20 protein-coding genes are annotated in these 26,145 nt (G+C 35.6%); 19 read left to right on the top strand and 1 reads right to left on the bottom strand.

Features of this window, described 5'->3' with window-relative positions:
* Nucleotides 1-87 precede the first annotated feature (87 nt).
* From J2S74_RS20205 to uidA, 16 genes are all read left to right on the top strand, one after another.
* Nucleotides 88-1,563 (top strand): gluconokinase, encoded by a 1,476-nt coding sequence (locus J2S74_RS20205; protein ID WP_307329309.1) that lies wholly within the window; start codon nt 88-90, stop codon nt 1,561-1,563.
* 179 nt (nt 1,564-1,742) lie between these two features.
* Nucleotides 1,743-2,486 (top strand): nickel pincer cofactor biosynthesis protein LarB, encoded by a 744-nt coding sequence (gene larB, locus J2S74_RS20200; protein ID WP_307329307.1) that lies wholly within the window; start codon nt 1,743-1,745, stop codon nt 2,484-2,486.
* Between the two features lie 30 nt (nt 2,487-2,516).
* Nucleotides 2,517-2,987, top strand: a complete 471-nt coding sequence (larC2, locus tag J2S74_RS20195) for a nickel pincer cofactor biosynthesis protein LarC2 (RefSeq protein WP_307329304.1) — start codon at nt 2,517-2,519, stop codon at nt 2,985-2,987.
* Nucleotides 2,988-3,022: 35 nt separating this feature from the next.
* On the top strand, nt 3,023-3,172 hold the full coding sequence (locus tag J2S74_RS20190; protein ID WP_307329301.1) for a hypothetical protein: 150 nt from the start codon (nt 3,023-3,025) through the stop codon (nt 3,170-3,172).
* Nucleotides 3,173-3,327: 155 nt separating this feature from the next.
* Nucleotides 3,328-3,768: a helix-turn-helix domain-containing protein gene (locus J2S74_RS20185; protein WP_307329298.1), complete on the top strand. Its 441-nt coding sequence runs from the start codon at nt 3,328-3,330 to the stop codon at nt 3,766-3,768.
* Between the two features lie 90 nt (nt 3,769-3,858).
* Nucleotides 3,859-4,167, top strand: coding sequence for an MFS transporter (locus J2S74_RS20180; RefSeq protein WP_307329295.1), 309 nt, complete (start codon nt 3,859-3,861; stop codon nt 4,165-4,167).
* 120 nt (nt 4,168-4,287) lie between these two features.
* Entirely contained in the window at nt 4,288-5,133 is an 846-nt protein-coding gene (locus tag J2S74_RS20175; RefSeq protein WP_307329293.1) for an aldose epimerase family protein, read from the top strand.
* A 15-nt stretch (nt 5,134-5,148) separates the two neighbouring features.
* Nucleotides 5,149-6,024 carry a creatininase family protein gene (locus tag J2S74_RS20170; RefSeq protein WP_307329482.1) on the top strand — a complete coding sequence of 292 codons (876 nt, stop codon included), beginning with the start codon at nt 5,149-5,151 and terminating at the stop codon, nt 6,022-6,024.
* A 187-nt stretch (nt 6,025-6,211) separates the two neighbouring features.
* On the top strand, nt 6,212-7,585 hold the full coding sequence (locus J2S74_RS20165; RefSeq protein ID WP_307329288.1) for a hypothetical protein: 1,374 nt from the start codon (nt 6,212-6,214) through the stop codon (nt 7,583-7,585).
* A gap of 577 nt (nt 7,586-8,162) precedes the next feature.
* Nucleotides 8,163-10,205 carry a glycoside hydrolase family 3 protein gene (locus tag J2S74_RS20160; protein WP_307329285.1) on the top strand — a complete coding sequence of 681 codons (2,043 nt, stop codon included), beginning with the start codon at nt 8,163-8,165 and terminating at the stop codon, nt 10,203-10,205.
* A gap of 121 nt (nt 10,206-10,326) precedes the next feature.
* Nucleotides 10,327-11,700, top strand: coding sequence for an MATE family efflux transporter (locus J2S74_RS20155; protein ID WP_307329282.1), 1,374 nt, complete (start codon nt 10,327-10,329; stop codon nt 11,698-11,700).
* 36 nt (nt 11,701-11,736) lie between these two features.
* On the top strand, nt 11,737-11,919 hold the full coding sequence (locus tag J2S74_RS20150) for a MerR family DNA-binding transcriptional regulator (RefSeq protein WP_307329280.1): 183 nt from the start codon (nt 11,737-11,739) through the stop codon (nt 11,917-11,919).
* Nucleotides 11,847-12,557, top strand: coding sequence for a GyrI-like domain-containing protein (locus J2S74_RS20145; protein ID WP_307329480.1), 711 nt, complete (start codon nt 11,847-11,849; stop codon nt 12,555-12,557). The genes J2S74_RS20150 and J2S74_RS20145 overlap by 73 nt, the downstream gene beginning before the upstream one ends.
* Nucleotides 12,558-12,786: 229 nt before the next feature.
* Nucleotides 12,787-14,253, top strand: coding sequence for an MFS transporter (locus J2S74_RS20140; RefSeq protein WP_307329278.1), 1,467 nt, complete (start codon nt 12,787-12,789; stop codon nt 14,251-14,253).
* An 810-nt stretch (nt 14,254-15,063) separates the two neighbouring features.
* Complete coding sequence (locus tag J2S74_RS20135) at nt 15,064-16,539, top strand: MFS transporter (protein WP_307329275.1); 1,476 nt, start codon at nt 15,064-15,066, stop codon at nt 16,537-16,539.
* Between the two features lie 299 nt (nt 16,540-16,838).
* Entirely contained in the window at nt 16,839-18,641 is a 1,803-nt protein-coding gene (gene uidA, locus J2S74_RS20130; protein WP_307329272.1) for a beta-glucuronidase, read from the top strand.
* A 106-nt stretch (nt 18,642-18,747) separates the two neighbouring features.
* Here the strand turns inward: uidA and J2S74_RS20125 are convergent, their stop codons facing one another.
* Nucleotides 18,748-19,965: a helix-turn-helix domain-containing protein gene (locus J2S74_RS20125; protein ID WP_307329269.1), complete on the bottom strand. Its 1,218-nt coding sequence runs from the start codon at nt 19,963-19,965 to the stop codon at nt 18,748-18,750.
* 148 nt (nt 19,966-20,113) lie between these two features.
* Between J2S74_RS20125 and J2S74_RS20120 the strand changes: the two genes are divergently transcribed.
* From J2S74_RS20120 to srtD, 3 genes are all read left to right on the top strand, one after another.
* On the top strand, nt 20,114-21,502 hold the full coding sequence (locus J2S74_RS20120) for a glycoside-pentoside-hexuronide (GPH):cation symporter (protein WP_307329267.1): 1,389 nt from the start codon (nt 20,114-20,116) through the stop codon (nt 21,500-21,502).
* 1,342 nt (nt 21,503-22,844) lie between these two features.
* Nucleotides 22,845-25,367, top strand: a complete 2,523-nt coding sequence (locus J2S74_RS20115; protein ID WP_307329263.1) for a glycoside hydrolase family 3 N-terminal domain-containing protein — start codon at nt 22,845-22,847, stop codon at nt 25,365-25,367.
* A gap of 95 nt (nt 25,368-25,462) precedes the next feature.
* On the top strand, nt 25,463-26,083 hold the full coding sequence (gene srtD / locus J2S74_RS20110; RefSeq protein ID WP_307329260.1) for a class D sortase, LPxTATN-specific: 621 nt from the start codon (nt 25,463-25,465) through the stop codon (nt 26,081-26,083).
* The last annotated feature ends 62 nt before the right edge of the window (nt 26,084-26,145 follow it).

Below are 26,145 nucleotides of genomic sequence, written 5' to 3'. Positions count from 1 at the left end.
GTATATGACCTTTGAGTAGACCACTCAAGGGTCGATTTTAACAAGACTAACTAGAAGATAAAATATGTTACTAAAGGAAGATTAGTTATGTTAAGGGAATTAGTGATTGGACTGGATTTAGGAACAACGAGTGTAAAAGCAGTTCTGTTTGATTCAAAAGGAAAATTACTAGCAGAGGTAGAAGAGTTAATTACTTCTTATTATCCAAAGCTAAATTGGGTTGAACAGGATCCTGAAGAAATTGAACATTCTGCTAGGGTTGCATTAAAAAGAGTTTTGGAAACGGGAAAGGTTCAACATGGGGAACTTTTGTCAGTAGGTTTTTCTAGTGCTATGCACTCGTTAATTTGTTTAGATGAAAATGGTAACCCGCTCTCGAAGATGTTTATTTGGGCAGATGGTAGAAGCAGTGAACAGGCAGAGAAGTTAGCAAAAACGAATGGAAAAGACATTTACATGAGGACAGGAACACCCATCCATCCTATGACTCCTTTTATGAAACTATTATGGATGAAGGAGACAGGGTTTGAGCCATATGAAAAGGCAAGTTACTTCATGTCCATGAAAGAATTTTTAATCGATAAGTGGTTTGGGAAACGAGTGATTGATTATTCGATGGCATCAGCAACTGGCTTATTTAATTTAACAACCTATGATTGGGACGCAGAGGTCTTGAATATGGCAGGAATTACCAGAGAGCAACTTGCTGTTATAGTCCCTCCTACAGAAGTTATATCTCCTCTAAAACCTTCCATTAGTGATGAAATAGGTATCCCTTCGGATGTTCCTTTTGTATTAGGGGCAGCGGATGGTCAACTAGCAAACCTTGGGAGCGGTGCCATTTCCCCTGGTGAAGTAGCAATTTCTGTTGGGACAAGCGGTGCGATTAGGCAGTTTATTACTGGCTCTCAAATTAATGAAACACAAGAAACATTCAGTTACGCTTTTACAGATAACACTTCTATTATTGGCGGACCTACGAACAACGGTGGGATTACCATTCAATGGTTAAAAGAAATGATGGAGTTTAAAGGTTCTCACGATGAATTTTTAGCAGGTGCAGAGAAAGTGGAAGTTGGAGCAGAAGGAGTTGTGTTTCATCCTTATATTAATGGGGAAAGAGCACCATTATGGAATCAACATGCGAAAGGGAACTTTTTTGGTTTAAGTGTTGCCCATAAAAAGGAGCATCTCGTTAGAGCAGTTCTCGAAGGAATCACGTATAATATTTATCAAATTGGAAAATCTTTAGAGAAACTGGCCGGGGAACCGAAAAAGATTTTTGTAAATGGAGGTCTAGCTAGGTCTTCTTTATGGGTACAAATTCTGGCAGATGTTTTTGGAAAAGAAATTTATCTTACAGATACTCACCATAGTGCAGCATGGGGAGCAGCTTGGACTGCGTTAGTGGGTGTTGGAAAAAAACAATCTTTTGAAGAAATAAGAGATTCTATCCATATTGAAAGTATCGTCAAACCGAACATGGAAAACCATGAAAAATATATGACACTTTATATAAAGTATGAAAATATAGGCAAAGATATAGAAAAATATTTCACGTAAAAAATGAGGCTGGGACATAACTAAAGTGTTTAATCGGAAATACGAACAATGCACTACCTTAGGGAAGTATATTTCCGAAGCGTGTAGATTGCACCTACATCTAGTTTGTTCGGATTTCTTATTGGTAAAAATACTATTGTCCCAGCCTCATTTTTGAAAGGCGAGGTGTAGGGTAGGAAATGGAAGACATATTAAAGCAAGTTCAAGAAGGAACTTTATCCATAGAAGAGGCAAAGGCAAAATTAGCAACGTATGAAAATTTGGGGTTTGCCAAGGTCGATCATCATCGAAAAAAACGTCAAGGTTTCCCTGAGATTATTTATGGCGAAGGAAAAACAGCAGAACATATCCTTTCGATAATGGAAGCTATTAAAGGAAAAAATAATAATGTACTAGTTACACGTATTACTAAAGATAAGGCAGAAACTATTATTCAACAACACCCCGAGTTCACTTATAATGAAGGCGCACGGGTGTTATATTGGTTACAGGAAAATCAGCCTAAAGAAAAAGGTAAAGGATATATTGCTGTCGTTTGTGCTGGCACATCGGACTTGAATGTGGCAGAAGAGGCAGCTATTACGGCAGAAGTATTAGGCTGTGAGGTTCGTCGAATTTATGATGTAGGTGTAGCTGGCATTCATCGTCTGTTTGATAATATTGAAGAAATTCAAAATGCCACTGCATCAGTTGTAGTAGCAGGTATGGAGGGGGCTCTTCCAAGTGTAGTGGGCGGTCTTGTTTCCCATCCAGTTATTGCCGTTCCTACCAGTATAGGTTATGGTGCTAACTTCAACGGTCTATCCGCATTACTGACGATGTTAAATTCCTGTGCCTCTGGTATTAGTGTTGTGAATATTGATAACGGTTTTGGTGGCGGCTATAATGCAGCGTTGATTAATAAATTAGTTAATAAGGAATAATAAAGCGATACATAGAGAGGAGTGTTCTAAATGCCCTTTTACCCTCCGCCAAATGATGAGCATACAGATAATCACATGGTGAAAATGGAAGTGAATCTTGATGATATCCCTGGGGAATGGCTAGGCTATGTGATGGACTTATTATTTGATGCTGGGGCAAATGATGTGTTTTACACCCCTATTTATATGAAGAAAAACCGGCCAGGAACGTTGCTGCAATTATTATGCTCTTTAGAAAAAGTAGATAAGATGAAAGAAATATTACTTACAGAAACGACTACGCTAGGGGTCCGTTATTATCCATTAACAGTCCATCGTGCAGAGCGCCAATTTACAAAGGTAGAGACGGATTGGGGAACAGTGACAGTAAAAGAAGGAATACATAATGGACAAGTTATTCAACGGTCCCCGGAATTTGAAGAGTGCAAGCAAATTGCCGAACGGAATCAGATCCCATTAAAAAAAGTATATGAACAAGTATGGAAAAGATTGAATCCTTAGCTTAAAAGGTTACTTACAATTTGGAGCTGGTTTTCATGGAGAAAAAAGTAAAAGTTGGGACAATGGTCGTACATTTAATAAACGATAGTAATAGAAGGGAATTTATCAAGTCTGCTCATAAAGGTAGGGAACGATTGTTTGAAGCAATTGAGAGGGGAGAAAAAAAACTATTCATGATTTTATAGAAGGTTGGATACAACATACAGATGAAGATACACTAGGCATTTTAAAAAGGACCAAAAATAAATTACGTTCCTATAAAAATATTTTACTGTCACATAATACACTATATGGTTATTTTGCTGAAAAGGGTGGACTTGCCCCTTGGCAAGCACATTATATGACAGAGAAATATGCCATATTAATTGAGCATTCTGAAACCCTCTCCCAATTGGAAAAGATTCACGAAAATATGTTAGATGATTATTCTGATCTTTCCATTCGCAAAAAAGAAGAGAAAGCTTCTGCAGTTGATAAAGTAAAAGATTATATTGATATGTATTTTTCAGAGAATATATCCATTGAGGAAATTGCACGAAAGCTCTATGTTCACCCTTCCCATTTAATGCGTGCCTTTAAGAAAGAGCATGGGATTACAATCAGCCATTATCGAAATAAAAAGAGAATAAAGGAAGCGAAGGATTTACTAACCCAAACAAAATTGTCGATGACAGAAATTGCTATCATTATAGGCTTTAATACCCCGCAGTACTTTTCTACGATCTTCTTAAAAGAAGAAGGACTAACGCCAAAAGAATATAAACAACAATATACGAATTAAATCTTGCTAGTTCCTAAACAAAAGGATTTGGTAAGCTTTTTTTAAGGCTCTTTTTCATAGATTGTTGTTTATAAATTGAACGTATTCACCTTGATTGTTTGGGCACTTGTTGCAGACTGTCTGGATTATTCTGAGCTAAAAGAAGGTAGAAGATATGATGGAACGATGTATTCCATATACTCTTTCTCTAGAAAAATAGGCATGGGTATTGGTTCGGCTATTGGTGCTTATGCACTAGGCTGGGTTGGTTTTGTTTCAGGTGCTGCTTCCCAAACACCTCAAGTCGCAGAAAATATTTACCGCTTATTTACTGGTCTACCTATTGTAGCTTTTCTATTAATGGTCATTGGTACTGGTGTTATTTATCACTTGAACCAACAAAGAACAAATGAAATGTAAACAGTTTTGAAGGAAAGAAGAGGAGCATGAGAGGATAGTAATAAACAATAGTGTATGTCCCAAAGTGACTAACAATAGTCAAGTCTTTTGAGACAACTATTAAAGGAGTTTTAGTAATCTATGAAAACATTAATACCACAATTGTCTCATTTTTATTTGAGAGATGAAGCTGCGAATACCCAGGTTAGAATAACGCCAGAAAAAGGGGGGATGATCACAGGTTTTTCATTAAATGGCGCGGAATATCTTTATATTGACGAGGGAAATTTACTGTCAGACGAAAGACCGAAAAGTGCCATGCCAATATTATTTCCCATTTGTGGTCCCCTTGCGGACGATCGGTTGTATCTAAAAGGAAGGTATTACCCAATGGAGATCCACGGAATTGCACATATTCAACCGTGGAAAGTGACTTCTTTAGATGAGATAAATAATGAACTTGTTGTTGAACTTATATCTAATAATGAAACAAAAAAAGCATTCCCTTATGAGTTTAGCTTGAAATTCACTTATCGACTAAGTGGAAGAACATTAACAGTACAACAAGAGTACGAGAATCTTTCTAAGGAGACCATGCCTTTTAATTATGGCTTTCATCCATATTTTCAAATGTCAACCTTAGAACAATTGATATTTTATATAGATGCACAAACTTATTTTTCTTTGGAAGATAATCAAATGAAAGGCCTAGATGGGAATGTAGTGATGCCTGCAGGTTCTCCAAGTAGCCTGTTTTTAAGTGGAATGAAATCACCTGCTAGTTTTGAGGACAAGACTACTGGAAGAAAAGTCAGCCTTCATTTTGATTCTAACTTTAAACATTTAGTTCTCTGGTCCATACCAGAAAAAGAATTTATATGTTTGGAACCTTGGAATGGTTCCTTTAATGAACTTAATCTAGGTGGAGGTCTGAAGCTTCAACCTGGAGAAGTTCATAAAGCTGAACTATCCATAACGATAGAATAATAGAGGAGTGGTTGTATATGTCAGAAAGAGATCCGCTCACGTTTTTTAACGAAATTAACAAACGGTGAAGTGGAAGATTACTTAGAGAGAAATGATCTTATTTATATTCCTGTTGGTACAATTGAAACACACGGAGCCTTGCCACTTGATTGTGAAACGGTTCTTGCAGAGGCTTTTGCATTGAAAATGGCGGAGGCTACAGATGGTTTAGTACTTCATAACTTGCCGTATTTCTATGCTGGAGCAACCCCTGTTGGCCGCGGAACCATACAGATGAGCATTGCAGATGGAATGGCTTATTTAGATAAACTTGCCCAATCCCTGTTGAATCAAGGATTTAGACGCCAAGTGTATGTAAGCTTACATGGCCCGGCATATCTTACTGTCAGTTCCATGGTAAGGGATTTCTTTGATAAGACTAAAGCACCTGTACTTTATATGGATATGATTACCGCTATAAGTAACGTGCAAAAAAATCCGCCAAAAAATCCATTTGATAAAATAAATGAAATGCTTGTAGGCTGTTATTCCGTAATGGGACGGTTGGAAGATGTTCCATTAAACGTACCAGAATCGGAATCAGTTAGCTATGATTTAGAAGAGTGTATGAAAAAAATGGGCGGTCATCCTTCCTCTAAGCTTTCTCATCTTGCTTATCAATCTGGATCCGTAGGTTTCTATTTTGACAAGCCAGCAGATCATGCTTATACACCATTAATAAGGACGGAGGAAGAAAGGGAAGTACTTGCAGAAAAAGGTGTTGAGGCAATAAATGAAGTTGTCCAGTCGTTAGATATGCCAAAAATTTTAGAAGCACTTCGTGAAGTGGATGAATTTACACAGACAAATAGTCTTCCGAAATACGGAGAGTGGCTCCCAAAAACGAAGTAGAGTTATACATGCAAATTCAAAAAGAAAAACATCCATCCTGGTTCCTATAGGGAGGATGTTTTTATAATATAATTTTAGTTTCTTTCTTGCAATTATAAGGTTAGAGGTCTATGATTAGATTAGGTTCTCATTTTATTTGTTTGATAAACAAATAAAATGAGAACCTAAATAAGTACAGAGGTAAACCATGAAATTACAAAATTATTTGCAACATATTTATATCTTCTATTCTATTATCTTTGTTGGGAATATTGTTAATTTATTCATAGGAAATGCTAGGTTAAATTACATATTAGGGATATTTGCAATTATTATGTTATTTATTGCTTTTATTGGTGCTTCCAAGTTATTTCGGATAATGGGGTGTTTCTTTCTATTATTAGGTACACTATTATTTGTAAAATCGGGGCAATCGATCGCTGTTATCCCTCCTATGTTAACTTCCAATCTCTCCCTATTAACGCTTTTGGCCATGCTGCCGTGGATGAATAGTGTTGTGAAAACTGGGGGATTTGAACGTACATTAAACGAACTCTTGAAATTAAATGTATCCAATTTAGGGAGTCTTTATCCTCGTAGCTCTGCTTCAACCTTAACTTTAGCAGCGTTCCTAAATTTATCAGCTGTCTCCATCTCACAGGAAGTCTTAAAAGGCAACTTAGCCGCTCAAGAAAAATTAGTTAGGAATGCATTTATTAATAAAGCGGTAATAAGAGGTTATTCCTTAGCATTAATGTGGAGCCCTTTAGAAATAATGATCGCCGTTTCCATCTTTACAACGGGTGTAACTTTTGTATCGGTGCTATTTTGGCTGTTTTTTATTTCAGCTATTACTTTTATCATAGATTCCTTATGGGGCTTCTATCAGTTTAAAAAATATCCTTACGAAATATTAAATTCTGCAGTATGTATAAAGACGGATAGAAAAGTTATTGTAAGGAAGCTCATTCATTTTATAAGTGCTCTCGTTCTATTTTTAATATTGGTGATTTTTTTAGGAAATCTCTTTCAGCTAGACTTTATCTTAACGGTGACATTACTTATTTTTCCCTTTGCTTTACTGTGGGCAATCTTCCTTAAAAGGGGACGAAGGTTTTGGAAGCATGGCTGGAACAATTGGAAAATAAAAACGAATAACATGCACAATTTTATTGTCCTGTTTGTTTCCCTTTCCTTTTTTGCAGGTACCCTTGATGGCTCTTCCTTTATAAATCAATTGCAAGGACCATTATTATATTTTGGGGATTATCCTATGGTCTTATTTTTGATTATACTCATAATTTTTATTGCTTTAAGTATGTTTGGAGTTCACCCTATTGCTACTATTGGAATTTTAGGAGGATTAATCAGCCCTTTATATGGAGTTCTTAATCCAATTAGTGTTGCCATCGTTTTTATTACAAGCGCTGTTGCTACATTAACAGTAGGAACCTACGGCTTATTAGTCACTTTAACTTCCATGAATTTAAAGGAAAACCCATATCGAATTACCTTAGATAATTTACCATTTGCTTTTCTATTAGGGGGAATTGGGATTACTGTAGCTTATTTTCTCTTGTAATAGCATGAAGTCTAATTGAGTTGCAATTTGAACTTTTAAAACTTTTACAATAGGTTAAATTAAATGTATCTTTAAATCTTATAGAAACACGAAGCCAGAAATTTTTAAAAATGAGTTTGCCATTAACTCAGAAAGATTATAATTCATGCTAATACAGATGTTGATGAGCTCGGAGCGAATGAGACTCCAGCGGGAAAGCAACGAGGCCACTGAAAAAGTCATATATTTTTCGCTGAGAAAATAGCAATCGCTCCGCGCGTTGCGCGCCTGCTATGAAAAAACCACTCATAGCAGGCTTTAAAAACTTGCAACGGCTTCGCTGATTGCTTCGAGCGTTTACTTCACGACTTAGCTTCGAGTTGTCTCGACAGGTTACTAGCAGAGGAAGAGACAGAAGACCCCGCAGGAACGAGGAGGCTAAAGCGTTGCCCGCGGAAAGCAAATTCGCGCAGAGCTCATCAACATCAAGAAGAACTATAATTTATTTGAGTAAACGAATACTGAGTAAAGGGGATACTCATATTTTAAAATAATATATTAAGAAAGTATCTAATGAGAACGAGCAGGAGGAGAGTTAATGACTGAAAAAGTGGGAAATCCAAAAGTAGAAAGCCGTATAAAAAATACTTTAACGATTAATGGGAAAGAATTTCGTGATTTAAACGGTAATGGTGTATTAGATCCCTATGAAAATTGGGAGCTACCAATTGAAGAACGTGTAAAAGATTTATTGTCTAGGATGTCTTTAGAAGAAAAGGCAGGGTTAATGACTATTTCTTCCCAATTTATGCCTAATAGTAAGGCAATAAAATTTTTTGGATATGATGGGCCTTCTGAGACAGATGAAAGCGGTCTGTTAAACGAAACGGAATTGATTATTAAACACAATTTTTTTGCCAAGCCTGGCGATGAGACGTATGAACTAGAAAAACCAATCTTGCAAAAAGCTGGGACAACAAAAGGAATTAAAGAATTAAATTTGCGTTATTTTGTTATTCGTGACAACCCTTCTGCACATGATTTAGCCCTTTGGACAAACAAAATTCAGGAAGTAGCAGAAAGTACAAGATTAGGAATTCCTGTTGTAATGGTTTCAAACCCAAGAAATCATAAAGGTAATATAGCTCAAGGCTTTATGGAAGCTGCAGGTGAATTTTCACTGTGGCCTGGTGAACTAGGGCTTGCTGCAACTGGAGATGCAGAGATAGTTAAAGAATTTTCAGAAATGGCGGCAAAAGAATGGAGAGCATCCGGTATTCATAAAGCGTATGGATATATGGCTGATATTGCAACTGACCCTCTATGGATGCGTTATAACGGTACATTTGGTGAAGATACTGAATTAGTATCTGAATTAATCACTGCTATGATAAGAGGATTCCAAGGAGAAAAGCTAGGACCTAATAGTGTTTCTATGACAACAAAGCACTTCCCTGGTGGTGGAGCGCGTCATAAGGGACATGATCCCCACTATAAATGGGGAAGTTTTAATCCTTATCCTACACCTGGAAGTTTGTATAAATATCATATACCCGCTTTTAAAGCAGCTATTAAAGCTGGAACTACTTCTATAATGCCTTACTATTCGTATCCAAGTAATGAGTATAGTAAGCCTCAATTAAAAGACGGTCAATCGTTTGAAGAAGTTGGTTTTGCCTTTAACAAAGAGATTATACATGATATTTTGCGTGAAGAGCTTGGATTTAATGGCTACATAAACTCTGATACAGGGATTATAAATATGATGCCTTGGGGAGTAGAGGATTTATCAGTAGAGGAAAGATATGCAAAAGCGTTGAAAGCTGGTGTAAATATCTTTTCTGATGAAGCAGATCCTTCTACCTTAATTAATACTGTAAAAAAAGGTTTAGTATCCGAAGAAATACTTGACCAGTCAGTTACCCATTTATTAACAGAGATGATGGAACTGGGGCTATTTGAAAACCCGTATGTCGAGCCTGAACAAGCTCAGATTATAGCAAAAGATCCTGTTTCTCAGCAAAAGGCAGATGATGCACATCGGAAATCAATAGTTTTATTACGAAATGACAGTGTATTACCATTAAACGATGAAAATATTAAAGAGGTAAAATTATATGTTGAGGTATTTACAAAGGTTGATGCGGATAAACAGACAAAACAGCTTAAGGAATCCATTGCTAATTATGATACTGCTATAAACATAACAGATGATATTAACAATGCAACTCATGCACTTCTATTTGCTGTTCCAAATACTGTTCCTGATCGTCCAGATGCCCCTCTAACTGTTGCTTTAGGACCAGATACAGGCATTGATGTTAAGAAAATAAAGGCAATTGAAGAAAAGGTCCCAACTATCTTAACAATAAATATGACAAACCCTTGGCTTATTGATGAAATTGAACCAAAAGCTGCAGCTGTATTAAGTACTTTTGGTATAAAATATGAACCGTTAGTTGATATTCTTCGTGGGAAGTATAATCCAGCAGGAAAAATGCCATTTACACTTCCTGCAAACCAGGAAGCCCTTGATAATAGTGCAGGAGATGTTCCTGGATATGCAAAAGGATCTTCTTATGCTTACAAATCAGAAAACGGTAATATATATAGCTTTGGGTTCGGTCTTTCGTATGAATAAGAGATTTTAAAAGTGGATGTTCAATAAAAAACACATGTGGTTTCCTATGTGAAATTGCATGTGTTTTTGCTTGAATTTTTCTCTTGACTGTGGTGTAACTCCATCCTTTAGGATGTGAGTAATGGATATTACACTACTGGAGATGAACATAATGGCTATTTCAAAAGGAATCGAAAAAGAACATACAATGAAGTCATTACTAGCATACGCAGCTCCAACGATTGGAGTAATGGTATTTGTTTCTATTTATACAATGGTTGATGGTATCTTTGTAGCACGATATGTAAGTTCTACTGCGTTGTCCGCAGTTAATATTTTCATGCCTATTTATGCATTAATATTTGCCGTTGCTTTAATGCTTGGGACAGGGGGTAGCGCCATTATTGCAAAGAAAATGGGTGAAAATAAATACGAGGAAGCAAGAAGTAACTTTACTTTTATCGTATTATGTGGGGGTGTCCTTGGTCTTTTAATCATGAGTTATGGATTATTATTTATTCGGCCATTGTTAGAGCTGATTGGAGCTGGAGCCAGTGATCAACTGTTCGTTTACACGTACATATATGCAAAGATCATATTAGCGATGAGCCCGTTGATTATTATCCAAGCTATGTTGCAAACCCTTTTTGTGACAGCAGGAAAACCTAAGTTAAGTTTGGTCATCACCCTTATCGGTGGAAGTGCAAACATTGTTTTGGATTATGTATTCATTGTTGTAATGAAAATGGGAATGGTAGGAGCTGCCATTGCAACTGCGATAGGAATTGCAATCCCAGCACTTATTGGAATCGTGTACTTTTTATTAGTTAAGAAAAACCAGATTCGCTTTACTAGACCAAAGGTTGAATGGAAAGTCCTCCTAAACAGCTGTATCAATGGTTCCTCTGAAATGGTTACAAATCTTTCCTTATCAGTCGTAATCATTGCTTTTAACCTTTTAATGCTAAAATTTATAGGAGTAGAAGGAGTTGCTGCTATCACGATCATGCTTTATGTTATGTTTTTTCTAACTCCTATTTTTATGGGATACTCCGTTGGTATTGCTCCAATCATAAGCTATAATTATGGAAGTCAAAATATCAATCAATTAAAGCGTATTTTTAAGATTAGCATGCTATTTATTGGCGTTAGTTCCGTTATTGTGTTTGGCTTCTCCCTTTGGCTAGGACCTCTTTTGATCCAATTTATGGTAGAAAAGGGGAGCGATGTATATAACATAGCTATAGATGGATTTCGGATATTCTGCATTGGCTTTTTATTCATGGGGTTAAACATTTTTACTTCGATGTTGTTTACTGCCATATCCAATGGGAAGCTTTCAGCTATAATCTCATTACTAAGAACATTGGTATTCGTGTTAATTGCATTATTGATACTGCCAATAATAATTGGAGTGAATGGAATTTGGATAGCTATTCCATTAGCCGAATTCCTATCGATTATCGTTTGTGCCATCTTTATAATTCGAAATAGAAAAGTGTATCATTACTTTTAAAAGTGACTCGATATTTAGAGGAGAGGCGAAGATTTTATGAACTTAAACCCACAAGTTCACTTAACGACGGGCCAATTTGCGAAATTAATGGATATTAGTAAAGATACTTTACTTTATTATGATAAGGTTGGTATTTTTCCCCAGAAATTATTACTTCTAACGGCTATCGGTACTATTCAATTTATCAAGCAGATGTTTTTAATGTCATTCTTGTACTGAAAGAATTAGATATGCCATTAAAGGATATCAAAAAATTTCTTGATAATAGATCACCGAAAAGGCTTCTTCATTTACTTGAAAAAGAAGAAAAAGCTCTTACAGCTAAAATAAATCGACTCAAAAAAATGAAGAAATTGGTTGTAGACAAAATAAATGTTACTAAAGAAGCAATGGAAGTAAATACAATGGATATTATTATTGAATATAAAGAGGAGGATGAATTCATAGTTGTTACTGAATCAAAACCCCTAACAAACGATAAAAACATCTACGACTCTATACAGCTACACTACAAATATTTAGAAGGACATAATATTATTTCGTCCACCTCTGAAGGATGGATGAGACGTGCCGAAAACGTATTAAATGGAGAAAATGTTAAGTATGACTATCTTTATACAAAAGTAGATGAATCAAAATTTGCCAATCATAAAATACAAAAAGGAACTTATCTGGTTGCCTATCATGATGAAGGTTATCCTAGTATTGAGAAAACCTACAATAGGTTAGTAAAATATGCGAAAGATAATGATCTAGTTTTGAAAGGATTTTTTTATGAGGATATATTACTAGATGAGTTATCTGTTAAAGGATATGAAAAGTATTTAATAAAACTTTCTGTGCTGATCCATGACTAATTTTTGCTTTACAATGCTTTACTTACTAATGGATGTAAAAGTATATATTCCATAGCTATTTTCTAGAAGTTATCATAGTATATTTTTTCCAAAAAAAAAAGATTGATTTTTATAACGCTTACATATAATATTAAATTACTAGATTGTTTGTCTGACGAACAAACTAATAAATTGATTGGAAACGCATTCACTAAAAAAAGGGAATTATAATTTTAAGGGGGACAAAATAATGACAACTTTAGCAATGAATAATGATGAGAAGTACCATACGGCGAAACTGTGGCAAATTGGTTGTTTTGCTTTAAACAACACAGCAACAAATATTTATTTCTTTGTAATGTTCTTTGTTTCTTATTATGCAACAGGGGTAGCAGGACTAACAGTTGTTGTCGTTAGTACAATTATAACATTCATGCGAGTATTTGACGGGATAACTGATCCATTCATTGGTTATATCATTGATAAGACCGAATCAAGATTTGGGAAGTTTGGTCCGCTAATGATTATTGGAAACATCATTTTAGCGGGAAGCCTTTACGTGATGTTTACAGTTACACACCTTTTACCTGATGCACTGCAGTTTATCTTTTTCTTAGGTATTTATTTCATTCATATTATTGGATATACGTTTCAAACGGCTTGTACGAGAGCAGCACAAACTGTATTAACAAATAGTCCGAAACAACGACCACTTTTTGGAATTTTTGATGCAACGTATAACAGTATACTATTTACTGTAGCGCAAATGTTTGTTGCCATGTATCTCGTAACAAAACACGGTGGATTTAATTTAGGGTTATTTACCGAACTAAAGTATTATGCTATCATTCTTTCAGCAGTTTTTACAGTATTCGCAGTTATAGCAATTAAAGGGAAAGACCGTAAAGAGTATTATGGATTAGTTGACAAAAATGTGAAAACGAGTTTCCGTGATTATTGGCCAGTGATTAAAGGGAATCGCGCATTACAAATGCTAATTGTTGCAGCATCAACAGATAAATTAGCCAACTCTATGGTAAGACAAGGTGCAGTTGGGGTTATGTTCTTTGGTATTATGCTAGGAGATTACGCGTTAAGTGGTACGATCGGGTTAATTACATTAGTTCCAATGCTTTTAATAACATTCTTTGGGATCGGAAAAGCAAGAAAAATTGGTTTGAAACGTTCGTTTGTAATGGGAACGTGGGCAGCATTGATTACATTTGGAGTTGTTGTTGCTTACTTGTTAATGATTGATACACAGCAAATCTCTTTATCTAATCTTGGATTTATAACGATTACCTTTTTAGTTCTTTATTGTTTAGCTATGGGTTTCAATGCGTTAACTGGAAATATGGTTATTCCAATGATTGCGGATGCTTCAGACTATGAAACATATAAAACTGGTCGCTATGTTCCTGGAATGATTGCAACAATTTTCTCATTTGTTGATAAATTAATCTCATCCCTTGCACCAGCGCTAGTTGGTTTTGCGGTAGCCCTAATAGGTTATCGTGATCAGCTTCCTCAAGTAGGGGAAACATTAACGACTTCTTTATTCATTATGACATTAGTCTTAATGTTTGGTATTCCGATGTTAGGTTACATTTGTTCATTAATTGCCATGAAGTTCTATCCACTAGATGATGTGAAAATGGAAGAAATACAAAAAGCTATTGCAGAAATTAAAAATCAGCCAGATAAAGAGGCTGTTTAGAAATTTGAAAATTGCAATTAGTAAATAAAGTTAAAAAAAGGCTGCTTCAAAAAGAATTCATTTGAAGGCAGCCTCTTTTTGTTGTTTAGGAAATTATATTTTTTCTGAATGTGGATAACAGTAGCTGAATAATCGTCTAGCTTCATGCGCCATCGGCTCGAGAAAATTTCTGCCCGATCGTTGCCGCTTCGATAGGCAGGCGCATTGCGCTTTTGTTCTAAATAAATAATTGACAACTACACCTAAGTTTTCTACTAATCTATGTAATTTTGTTGTCCCTGGAATTGGAATGATCAAATAAGTGAATATTCCCGAATGTTTGGTTTTCCGCCTAAAGAAGATATAACGGGCCATAGGGAGAACTATAATCACACGATAAACGCGTAAATGCCCCACACAATAGGGGGAGTATCCTTTGTGTGGAGGTTACCATTTTTTACTGTTAAAAAAGAGAAAAAAACCTTGATTTTTAAAGCGTTTACATTTAGTATTTAATTATAGATGATTTGTTTGGTGAACAAATTAAAGTGGTTAACGGCTTAAAGGGGGAAGGATTCCATAACTCAACAAATGAGTATAAGGAAAATATTTAATATGGAGTTATCTATTAAATAATGGATAATAGGTATTAAGAAGTGATTATTACAAAAATATAGAGATCAAATCAAAAATTTCAAATTAGTTATAAAAATGTAATAAATAAGAAAACTTTACTGACATAAAAATTACGATTGTTTCTTTTGAAAGCGCCTCCTTAAGGTCATCTGTAAAATTATATAATGATTTACTCTATTAAAGGGGGATTTAAAAATGGCAAACACAGCAGTGAATAGTATAGAGCAGTATCATAGAGCAAAATTGTGGCAGATCGGTTTTTTCGCATTAAACAACACAGCAACTAATTTATATTTATTTATTATGGCTTTTGTATCATACTACGCGACTGGAATCGCAGGACTTTCAGTAGTTGTGATAAGTACGATATTGGCAGCAATGCGGGCATTTGATGCAGTAACAGATCCAATCCTTGGATTTATTATTGATAAAACCGAATCAAGATTCGGAAAGTTCCGACCGATGATGGTTATAGGTAATATTATTTTAGCTTCTACTGTTCTAATCATGTATAATGTAACGCATTTATTACCAGAATCAATGCAATTTATATTTTTTGTTTTCATATATGCTATTTATATTGTTGGTTATACACTTCAAACTGCGATAACAAGAGCAGCACAAACGGTTTTAACGAACGACCCGAAACAACGTCCCCTTTTCTCCATTTTTGACGCAACATACAATGTTGGAATATTTACTGGAGGACAAATTTTTGTAGCATCTTATTTAATAGCAAAGCACGGCGACTTCAATATGGGGTTATTCACAGAATTAAACGGTTATGCTATTGTTCTTTCAGGTTTATTTACAATTTTAGCTGTTATAGCAATTGCACCAAAAGACCGTAAAGAATTCTTTGGTTTAGCTGAAAAGTCAGTAAAAGTAAGATTCCGTGATTATTGGCCAATTTTAAAAAGCAACCGTCCATTGCAAATGTTAGTAATTGCAGCGTCCACTGATAAGTTGGCAAACTTAGCGCTTCGCCAACCAGTAGTATTCGTTATGTTCTTTGGAATCTTGCTTGGTGACTATGCATTAAGTGGAACAGTATCATTCATCGTTGTTATTCCAACCATTTTAATTACGTTCCTAGGAGTAAAATATGCAGGTAAATTAGGTTTGAAGCGAGCGTTAGTAGGAGCAACTTGGGGTGGGTTAATCTCTGCGCTTGTGCTTACAGGATATTTCTTAGTTATTGACCCTTCAACCATTTCACTTACGAACATTGGGTTGACTACTATTGGATTCTTGATTTTATATGCACTTCTTAAAGGATTAACTGGTCTATCAAGTGCCATTGTTATTCCGATGATTGCAGACGTATCTGATTATGAAACATACAAAACTGGTCATTATGTACCAGGGATGATAGCAACACTCTTCTCGTTTGTTGATAAAATGGTATCATCTTTGGCCCCAGCTATAGTTGGTTTCTTAGTAGCAACAATCGGTTATACAGATACATTACCGCAAATTGGGGAAGCATTAACACCATCGTTATTGATAATGACATTAGTACTCATGTTTGGTATCCCAGCTGTAGGTTTGGCGATTTCACTACTTGCAATGAAGTTCTATAACTTAGACGGGAAGAAGATGGAAGAAATTCAAGCTGCCATTGCAGAGGTAAAACGTGAAGCAAAGCAGGAAAATAAACAAGCAGTATAATTTACAAAGCTATTTAGAGGAGTATTTTTAGGTAAGTAAGGGGTATCAACTGAATAAGACGCGATAATGGAGAGTTCCCGTTGAAATTTGGGAACTCTTTTTCGTTTTCGGAATACCTGCCCATTTTATGTATAGACGGAAGTTTACCATTGGAATGAAGTGTAATAGCCTTTTTTGTAAGCGGAATTAGTAGAAGGTGCAACTAAAATCCTAGTTTTGATACAAATATCCTTTTTATATATGGGGGGAGTTGATTATAATTTAAATGTAAACACTTACAATAAAAAAGGAGTGTCATGATGTTATATCCTATTAATACAGATACCCGTGGAGTTATTGATTTAAATGGAATTTGGAATTTTAAACTAGATGAAGGAAAGGGGTTGGAAGAAAAATGGTATTCATCTAAATTAACAGAAACGATGAATATGGCAGTTCCTTCCTCCTATAATGATATTGCCGTTGTTGGGGAGATTAGAAATCATGTAGGCTGGATTTGGTATGAACGTGAATTTTCTGTACCAACCTATTTGAAAGAGGAAAGAGTAGTCTTAAGATTTGGTTCTGCAACACATACAGCGAAAGTATTTGTGAATGGTGATCTTGTTGTGGAACATAAAGGTGGCTTTACCCCATTTGAAGCAGAAATAAATAGCTATTTAACTGAAGGGAAAAATAGATTAACTGTCGCTGTAAATAATGTCGTTGATGACTCCACATTACCAGTTGGAGATTATCAGGAGAAAGAAGTGGACGAGCTTGGAAAAGTAGTACGAAATACCCCGAACTTTGACTTTTTCAATTATGCTGGAATACATCGACCAGTAAAAATTTATACAACGCCTAAAACATATGTAAAGGATGTTACCATTGTAACTGATTTTGAAGATACAATTGGTCAGGTGAATTATAAGGTTGATACAGTTGGAGATAGTGTAACCATTAAGGCGAGTGTAGTAGACGAAATGGATACAGTGATAGCAGTAGGAGAAGGAGATCGTGGTACCATTACGATTCCTGAAGTGAAATTATGGGAGCCATTAAACGCTTACTTATATACACTAAAAGTTGAACTGTTGAAGGATGGTAAAACAGTAGATATTTACGAACTGCCTTTCGGAGTAAGAACTGTAGAAGTAAAGGACGGCAAGTTTTTAATTAACAACAAGCCTTTTTATTTTAAAGGCTTTGGCAAGCATGAAGATACTCCAATCCATGGACGAGGTATTAGTGAAGCAGCAAATATCATGGACTTCAACTTAATGAAATGGATTGGGGCGAACTCATTCCGTACTGCTCACTATCCTTATTCCGAAGAAATTATGCGTTTGGCCGATCGAGAAGGTCTTGTAGTTATAGATGAAACTCCAGCAGTAGGGGTCCATTTGAATTTTATAGCTACACTATTAGGATCAGCGGAAAAACGAGACACATGGAAAGAGATAAGAACCTTTGAACATCATCAAGATGTGATTCGAGAGCTTATTGAACGGGATAAAAACCATCCATCTGTTGTGATGTGGTCTGTAGCCAATGAACCAGCTTCGGAAGAAGAAGGAGCTTATGAATATTTCAAGCCTCTTGTGGAATTAACAAAAGAGCTTGATCCTCAAAAGAGACCAGTAACGATTGTCACTCATTTAATGTCGACACCAGAGACGGATAAAATTGCAGAGTTACTAGATGTTCTTGCATTAAACCGCTACTATGGCTGGTATGTTGAAGGTGGGGACTTTGATGTTGCAAAAGTGAAGTTACGACAAGAGTTTGAAGGATGGAATAAGCGTTGTCCAGGAAAACCAATCATTATGACAGAGTATGGCGCAGATACTGTTGCCGGAATGCATGATGTGGACCCGGTTATGTTTACGGAAGAATATCAAGTGGAATACCTTAGAGTAAACCATGAAGTTTTTGATGAATTTGATAACTTTGTGGGTGAGCAAGTATGGAATTTCGCTGACTTTGCAACGAGCCAAGGAATTTTAAGGGTACAAGGAAACAAAAAAGGTATCTTTACAAGGGAACGTAAGCCAAAATATGCAGCACATGAATTACGTAAGCGTTGGAAAGAAATTCCTGAATTTGGTTATAAATCATAATAGAAAAGAGTTCTCTAAAGGTATACTATTAGCCTTTGGAGAACCCTTTAAGTATTTACGTCGAGTAAAGTAAATACTATTCATGACAATTAAATTCTTTTTATATCTATTGCTGAGTAGCTAACTTTTTCAAGAATTGTGAAGGGGTTATTCCCAATTCTTTCTTAAAAACTCTTGTAAAATAAGAAGAGTCTTCGTAACCAACTGTCCAGGCAATTTCTTCAATAGACATTTTTTCGTGCTTTAATAAATATTTTGCTTTTTCCATACGAATCTTTTGTTGATACATGGTTATTGTCGTGCCAGTTTCTTGTTTAAATTTGCGTGATAAATGACTTCGGTGTGTAAAACAAAGCTCGGCTAATTCTTCGATATTAATTTGTTGGTCATAATTCGTCATGAGATATTCAATAACTTGCTGCGTTACTTTAGAATAATTCGATAAGGAATTCGCTTTCACAATTTCACAATATTCGACGATCATTTCATCGTATAATTGTTTTAATTCAGACAACTGGTTCGAGTATTCAATTAGTAAAGCATATTTTTCTGATATTCGGTGCAATATAATTGCAGGGACCTTACTTTTTTTTGCAGCTGTTCTTAACAATGTATTTAAGACAATTGCTAAATTCTTCACTCTGCGCAGTGGTTGGCTAGGGAATCGGTCAGAAAAGGAAAATAAAAGATCTTTATGTTTTATTAATTTCATAGCATTTTCTTTATCTCCTTGTTCCACCGCATGTAAGAAATCTGATTCAACTTTATACCGTAAATTTATTACCTCTATCTTTTCTGTACTTTCCTTATTTACCGATTCAAATAGAGTACTTTCATTATATTGTGAACGAATGTGTTTCATTGAAACTTCTTTTTCAATCATACTGTCAAAATGTTGAAGAACACTAGCAAAGCTAAGGGTTTTTTCTACATTTAGAAGTTTCGTTTGATTACAGAAAGTCCGTATCTCTTCACTTTCGTTACTATTTAGTAAATATTCTCTAGATAAGTTGTAAACGTTAACTGTTAGTTCTAAATAAGGACCGATAATAATAGCATACTTACTCCCTTCTTTACAAATAAAGGAATATCCCAAATAGTTTAAGCCCCATTTGTTTGAATAGGAATACAAATCATAATCTTTATGAAGCATTTGTTTATGGAGGTAAAAGATATCTTCCTGATCAGCTCCTGGCATGAAAGAGGGAATTGTAATTTGTTCATGGTAAAAGGTTAATTTCCCATCACCATTAATTAAATACGTATTCAAATCTGTTAAATGATATATTTTCATTGCGGCTTCGATAAGATATGGTTGTTCCATTTTTAATTTCCTCCCCCCACGATCTTTGAAAGCGATTTAAATAAAGCGCTTTATAAGTCCGTAAAATGATAATATTATCCTAATGAAAATGCTACTGATTTAGTATAATTCAATTGTGAAATCGATTGCAAGTCAGGGGGAGATTTAATTGCAAAGTCAGAAAGAGGTAATTACTATGGAAAATATAGAAAACAATAAATCAGAAGAAAGGTTAGGTTTAAAAGAGAAAGTATCCTATGCGATAGGGGACACGGCAAATAATTTAACATTTGCGATGGTGACAACGTACCTGTTAGTTTTCTATACAGATGTATTTGGGATAACCGCTGCAGCGGTAGGGACATTGTTTTTAGTTGCGAGGATCTGGGATGCTGTTAATGATCCAATGATGGGGGCATTAATTGACCGCTATGGTAGAAATAATCCAGAGGGAAGATTCAGACCCTATATGAAATGGGCTGGTATCCCAGTAGTGGTGATGGCTGTATTATTATTTATTACACCAGATTTTCCCTATACTGGAAAACTAATTTATGCCTATATTACCTATATTTTGTTCGGTATGGCATATACAGCAATAAATATTCCTTATGGGTCACTTGCTTCGGTTATGACTAGAAATCCAGTGGATCGCTCTGCTTTATCTTCATTCCGTGGATTAGGTTCCATGGTAGGTATGTTTGCAGTTGGGGTGCTAGTCATTCCTCTTGTTTCGTTGTTTCCTTCTGAACAAATAGGTTATCCTGCTGTTGTAGCTATGTTCGGGGTAGTTGCTGTAATTTGCTATTTTGTGACATATAAGAATACGAAGGAGCGAATCAAACCTGTTGAATCAGCTAAGCCTGAAAAAATGAACTTCAAAATGTTTACCCGAGTAGTGAAAAATGGTCCGTTTTTAGCCTTATCCATTATGTCCTTTTTCATTTTAATGGCAATGTTAATAAACCAATCAGTCGGACTTTTTTACTTCACTTATAATTTAGGGAATCAAATGCTATTTCCAATATACAATGTACTAAATATCGTTGGTACAGTAGTCATCGTCCTCTTTATACCGAAGTTAGCAGCGAAGTTTGGTAAGAAAACAATTACATTAGCTGGATTTTTAGTTGGAACGATTGCGATGGCTCTCTTATTTATTTTACCAACAACTCCTTTAACCGTGTTCACCCTTTTAGTTATCGGTATGTTAGGTATAATGGTTCCGAATATGCTCGTTTGGGCATTTATCTCTGACGTTATTGATTATGGAGAGTGGAAAACGGGAGTCAGACAAGAAGGGACAACTTATTCAATGTACAGTTTTATGAGGAAAATGTCTCAAGCAGCCGCTGGGTTTGTCGCTGCAATGGGGCTAGCTGTTATCGGTTATGTTCCTAATGTAGAGCAAACTCTTGATACGTTAATAGGAATTGAAGTCATGATGGTACTCTTTCCAGCCATTGCATGTCTTATCTGCTTCCTTATCTTTAAATTTGGTTACACATTAGATGATAAAAAATTTGAAAAAATTGCTGCAGATCTTTCAGATAAATAAAAGAATGGACAGCCTTCCAGGGACTTGAAAAAGTTGTTAGGAAGGCTGTTTTTATTCAAAATCTTATTTTAAATTTAAAATGAGAAAAAATACTTATTTAGCCATGAAACTTTAAATGTATTTTAACTTTTGTGTGTTTAGTACTATTGATTTTAGTACAATCTACGTATAATATGTGAAATTTTAAAAATAGAGTAACAGGATAAAAGTCTGATTAATATTATTCGGAAAATTAATTCAAAAAACGCTTGAACAACCTAATAAAATCTATCTTCTAAAACTTATAAAATTTTCACATCTACAACCTCACACATTTTTATAAAAAGGGCTTTTCATGTTACAGTGGTTGCCAGTGGTATGAAGGAAGGGAGTTGAATATTCAATAAATAGCACTTAAATTGTCGAACAAGTAGGATTTTTTAAAAAAGTGTAAAAAAAACAAAAAAACAGTTGAAAAATGAAGCGTTTACATTTAATATAAGGTCATAGATTGTTTGTTTTTCAAACAAACTAATGGAATCTAATAAAATCTTAATTAGATTTAAAATTCTTTCTTTAAAATAAGCCTATGTTTAAAGGATACTGTTGATTTTTTTACACTGTTGATTTGAGCAGAAGATACGAGACTCCTGCGGGAAATGCAAGAGGCCACTGAAAAAGTCTTATATTTTTCGCCGAGAAAATAGCAATCGCTCCGCGCGTTGCGCGCCGGCTATGAAAAAACCACTCATAGCAGGCTTTAAAAACTTGCAACGGCTTCGCTGATTGCTTCGAGGCCACTGAAAAAGGGAAAAAACGTCCTTATTCAGTGGCCTCGAAATGCAACGGCTGAAGCGTTGCCCGGGGAAAGCAAGTATCTGCAGCGAAAATCAACATCAAAGTTTAACATAGCTTAAAATAAAAAGTTTTTTATATAATCTTAATCTATGATCTCTCGTTGTATTAATTCTCTATCACTTTATTATAATACATATTTTGGGAATATTTAAGTTTCTCAGAATTTAAATTTCTAATACTAATTGTTAGAATAAAAATATTTTCTGCAGTTCTATTATTATATTTCAGTATATTTATAATTTACTGAAAAAAATCATTAACAATAATAGTTGGAAATGGGATTGGTTTAATATTAAATACTAGTTTTCGTATGTTTTTAGTTGGTTTAAATGAGTGTTTCCTCTTTATCACGATAATAAGACTTTTACGAGCTTTTAAAGGGTTTTAAAGGGGAAATATCTCTTTAATAAAACAAAACTCATCATTTAATTTTAAGGAGGTGACGATTTTTAGTTCTATCAGTTCGTAATAAATAGAATAACCATTAAAGGAGAGGAATGTTGAGATGAAGTTTTTTAACAAACAAAAAATAACGAAAATTAAGAAACAGATGAAAAAAGTTATCGTATCTACTCTTGCTGTGTCCTTATTTGTACCGTACATGTCCGTTAGTGCTGATTGGAGAGAAGAATTTGGTTACGTTCCTCCTGAACAGCGTGAGTCTGGTGGAGAAAATAGTTTTACTTACGATGAAATCATTTACCTAAATGCCGGTGGTGAAGTTACACTTGGTATAGCGGATGAAGACATCATTATTTCTTCCGATGGACTACCTTTCAAGGATTTAAATCGTAACGGTGTACTTGATCCTTACGAGGACTGGAGACTACCAATTGAAGAGCGTGTCGAAGACTTACTATCACAAATGACTCTTAGACAAAAAGCATCATTAATGAACATTAATACCCATCGAATGAATCATGATCTTGGACCAGGAAAGTTTGTAGCTGATGATGACAATTTAATCATCGATCGAGGTATGCGACATACGATCTTCCGTACAACGGAAAGGGCTGATATAGTAGCACAATATGTGAACCAGCTACAAGAATTGGCAGAGAGTGAACCACTGGGGATTCCAGTAGTGGTTACATCCAACCCGCGTAACCATCCATCAACTGATTATACAGATGTTGTTGATGAGCCGGGTCAACACTCTTATTGGCCTGGACAATTAGGTTTAGCAGCTACACGTGATGTAGGACTTGTAAGAGAGTTTGCTGAATTTGCAAGGGAAGAATGGAGAGCGATGGGAATCCGCAAAATTTATGGATATACTGCTGACCTTGCAACAGATCCGTTATGGTCTAGAATTGAGGAAACTTTCGGTGAAGAACCTTACCTTGCTGCAGATATGATGGTAGCATTAGTAAAAGGGTTCCAAGGAGAAGAACTTGGTCCACATAGTATTGCTAAAACAGTAAAACACTTCCCAGGTGGAGGGGCTCGTGAAGATGGTATTGACCCGCACTTCCCAGAAGGACAAAGAAATCCATACCCAACTCCAGGAAGTTTACTAGATTACCATCTCGTACCTTTTAAAGCAGTTGTTAACGCTGGTGTTAGCTCACTTATGCCTTACTACTCATTTCCAAGTAATGAGCTAAGTGCAGATCAAGGACTGCCTTGGTTTAGTGAAAATCAGCAGTTTGAAGAAGTAGGGTTTACGTTTAATAAAGCCTTTATCAATGACCTTTTACGTGAAGAATGGGGCTTTAAAGGATATATTAACTCTGATACAAGTGCCGTTAATAGAAGAGCTTTTGGTCTCGAACATTTACCAGAAGTAGAAAGATTTGCAATAGCCATTAATGCAGGAACAGATATTATTTCTGGAAATTCTAATCCAGACATTATTGTTGAAACAGTTGAAAAAGGATTAGTTTCAGAAGAAAGAATTGATGAAGCTGTATCTCGCTTACTTACAGATATGTTTAAATTAGGTTTATTTGAAAACCCTTACGTAGATCCATTGAATGCACTTGAAGTTGTAGACCGACCAGAAGCCCAAGAAAGAGCAGATGAAGCACACCGTCAGGCTATTACACTAATGAAAAATGAGGACAATATATTACCATTAAGTGATGATATTGCTGATGAAGTTGTACTCTACGTTGAAAGGATCTCTCATAGGGATGATGACACTGAAGCAACAAAAGGGTTAATCGAATTATTTAAGACTTATGATGGTGCTATCACAATAACTCAGGATCTTGAAGAAGCAACTCATGCTTTACTGATGGTAGAACCAGTTCAAGCTATGTGGGACAATAATGTTACGATCACAGTAGGGCCAGGAACTGGCATTGAAGATGTTGATAGAATCGTAGAAATTCAACAAACAGTTCCAACAATTACAGCTATTAATTTGACAAGCCCATGGCTATTTGAGTCAATTGAAGAAAATGCTGCAGCTGTTATTGGAACTTATGGTACTAAAGCTGAAGCATTATGGGATGTAGTCCGAGGCCATCATAACCCAACAGGTTTATTACCATTCACGATTCCTTCAAGTGCAGAAGCAATTGCAAACGCTGCAGGAGATATTCCTGGATACGTTAATAATGAGCTAGATCCATCTTATGCTTATACTAACTCTGCTGGTGATCAGTACTTGTATGGATTTGGTCTCTCCTATGAAGAGGATCAAGATGGCCAAGATGGTCAAGATGGCCAAGATGGTCAAGACGGCCAAGATGGCCAAGATGGTCAAGATGGTCAAGATGGCCAAGATGGTCAAGATGGCCAAGATGGTCAAGACGGTAAAGATGGTCAAGATGGCCAAGACGGTAAAGATGGAAAAGATGGAAAAGATGGAAAAGATGGAAAAGATAGAAAAGATGGAAAAGACACTAAAAAGGTAGCAAAAGATAAAGATGAGAAAGAGAATAAAGGTGATGAAGTAGGGGGTAGACTTCCGGATACTTCTACTAATTACCCTAATATGGTTTTAATAGGACTCTTAATCACTCTAGCTGGTATTGGTGGTTTGTTGTTCTATAGACGTAAGCGTGCACTACAAGTTTAGAAACTAAGTAGACTCGATAGGGTTAGTCTAAATGTATATGAAGGGGGAACTTGTAATTAGGTCCCCCTATCCTATTAATAAATGGGGCAGGATATATGAATAAACTCCTTATTGTTGTCATAGTGATAGGGTTAAGTGTTTCTGGTTACAGTGGTTTCCAATGGTATGAAGGTAGGAAAGCGGTGAAAAATATAGCAGCAGAAGAAGTTGTAGTGCAAGCAAAACCTATCAAACAATTAAATAAAAACCGCGAGGAAATCTCGTTCCCTGACATTCCAATTATGAGTGATGAAATGAGTCGTTTTTACAAAGGTGAGGAAATGGCAGAACTTCGTATACCGGTAATTGGAAAATCCTATTCCGTGTATTGGGGTACTGATGACGACACTTTAGATCAAGGGGTAGGTATGTATGTTAGTGAATGGACAACAACGCCTGACCAGCTTCGCCATACAGTAGTAAGCGGCCATCGAGATACTGTATTTCGAGAGTTAGGGGATGTAAAAGAAGGTGACGAGATTACCGTTGTTTATGATGGTGTACATTATATATATGAAGTAAAAGATATATGGATAACGGATGCTGAAGATCGTACAGTTATTGTTAGAAAAGATAATGCAATATTAACTTTAACAACCTGCTATCCATTTAACTTTATTGGTAATGCGCCGGACCGATATATTATCCAAGCAGAATTGATAGGGAAAGAGATTTAGGATCAAAAAAATAATATTTTTTAAAAATTTAAAATAAAGCTTGAAAAGGTAAAGCGGTTACA

Origin of the sequence: Evansella vedderi (assembly GCF_030813435.1) — a bacterium.
GTDB classification, from domain to species: Bacteria; Bacillota; Bacilli; order Bacillales; family Salisediminibacteriaceae; genus Evansella; species Evansella vedderi.
Note: the sequence above shows the minus strand (reverse complement) of the source record. Positions and strands in the feature narration are given on the sequence as shown.

Bases quoted from the DNA above. Each gene is read 5' to 3' on its own strand.
- J2S74_RS20205 (WP_307329309.1), top strand. From the start codon at position 88: ATGTTAAGGGAATTAGTGATTGGACTGGATTTAGGAACAACGAGTGTA.
- larB (WP_307329307.1), top strand. From the start codon at position 1,743: ATGGAAGACATATTAAAGCAAGTTCAAGAAGGAACTTTATCCATAGAA.
- larC2 (WP_307329304.1), top strand. From the start codon at position 2,517: ATGCCCTTTTACCCTCCGCCAAATGATGAGCATACAGATAATCACATG.
- J2S74_RS20190 (WP_307329301.1), top strand. From the start codon at position 3,023: ATGGAGAAAAAAGTAAAAGTTGGGACAATGGTCGTACATTTAATAAAC.
- J2S74_RS20185 (WP_307329298.1), top strand. From the start codon at position 3,328: ATGACAGAGAAATATGCCATATTAATTGAGCATTCTGAAACCCTCTCC.
- J2S74_RS20175 (WP_307329293.1), top strand. From the start codon at position 4,288: ATGAAAACATTAATACCACAATTGTCTCATTTTTATTTGAGAGATGAA.
- J2S74_RS20165 (WP_307329288.1), top strand. From the start codon at position 6,212: ATGAAATTACAAAATTATTTGCAACATATTTATATCTTCTATTCTATT.
- J2S74_RS20160 (WP_307329285.1), top strand. From the start codon at position 8,163: ATGACTGAAAAAGTGGGAAATCCAAAAGTAGAAAGCCGTATAAAAAAT.
- J2S74_RS20155 (WP_307329282.1), top strand. From the start codon at position 10,327: ATGGATATTACACTACTGGAGATGAACATAATGGCTATTTCAAAAGGA.
- J2S74_RS20150 (WP_307329280.1), top strand. From the start codon at position 11,737: ATGAACTTAAACCCACAAGTTCACTTAACGACGGGCCAATTTGCGAAA.
- J2S74_RS20140 (WP_307329278.1), top strand. From the start codon at position 12,787: ATGACAACTTTAGCAATGAATAATGATGAGAAGTACCATACGGCGAAA.
- J2S74_RS20135 (WP_307329275.1), top strand. From the start codon at position 15,064: ATGGCAAACACAGCAGTGAATAGTATAGAGCAGTATCATAGAGCAAAA.
- uidA (WP_307329272.1), top strand. From the start codon at position 16,839: ATGTTATATCCTATTAATACAGATACCCGTGGAGTTATTGATTTAAAT.
- J2S74_RS20125 (WP_307329269.1), bottom strand. From the start codon at position 19,965: ATGGAACAACCATATCTTATCGAAGCCGCAATGAAAATATATCATTTA.
- J2S74_RS20115 (WP_307329263.1), top strand. From the start codon at position 22,845: ATGAAGTTTTTTAACAAACAAAAAATAACGAAAATTAAGAAACAGATG.
- srtD (WP_307329260.1), top strand. From the start codon at position 25,463: ATGAATAAACTCCTTATTGTTGTCATAGTGATAGGGTTAAGTGTTTCT.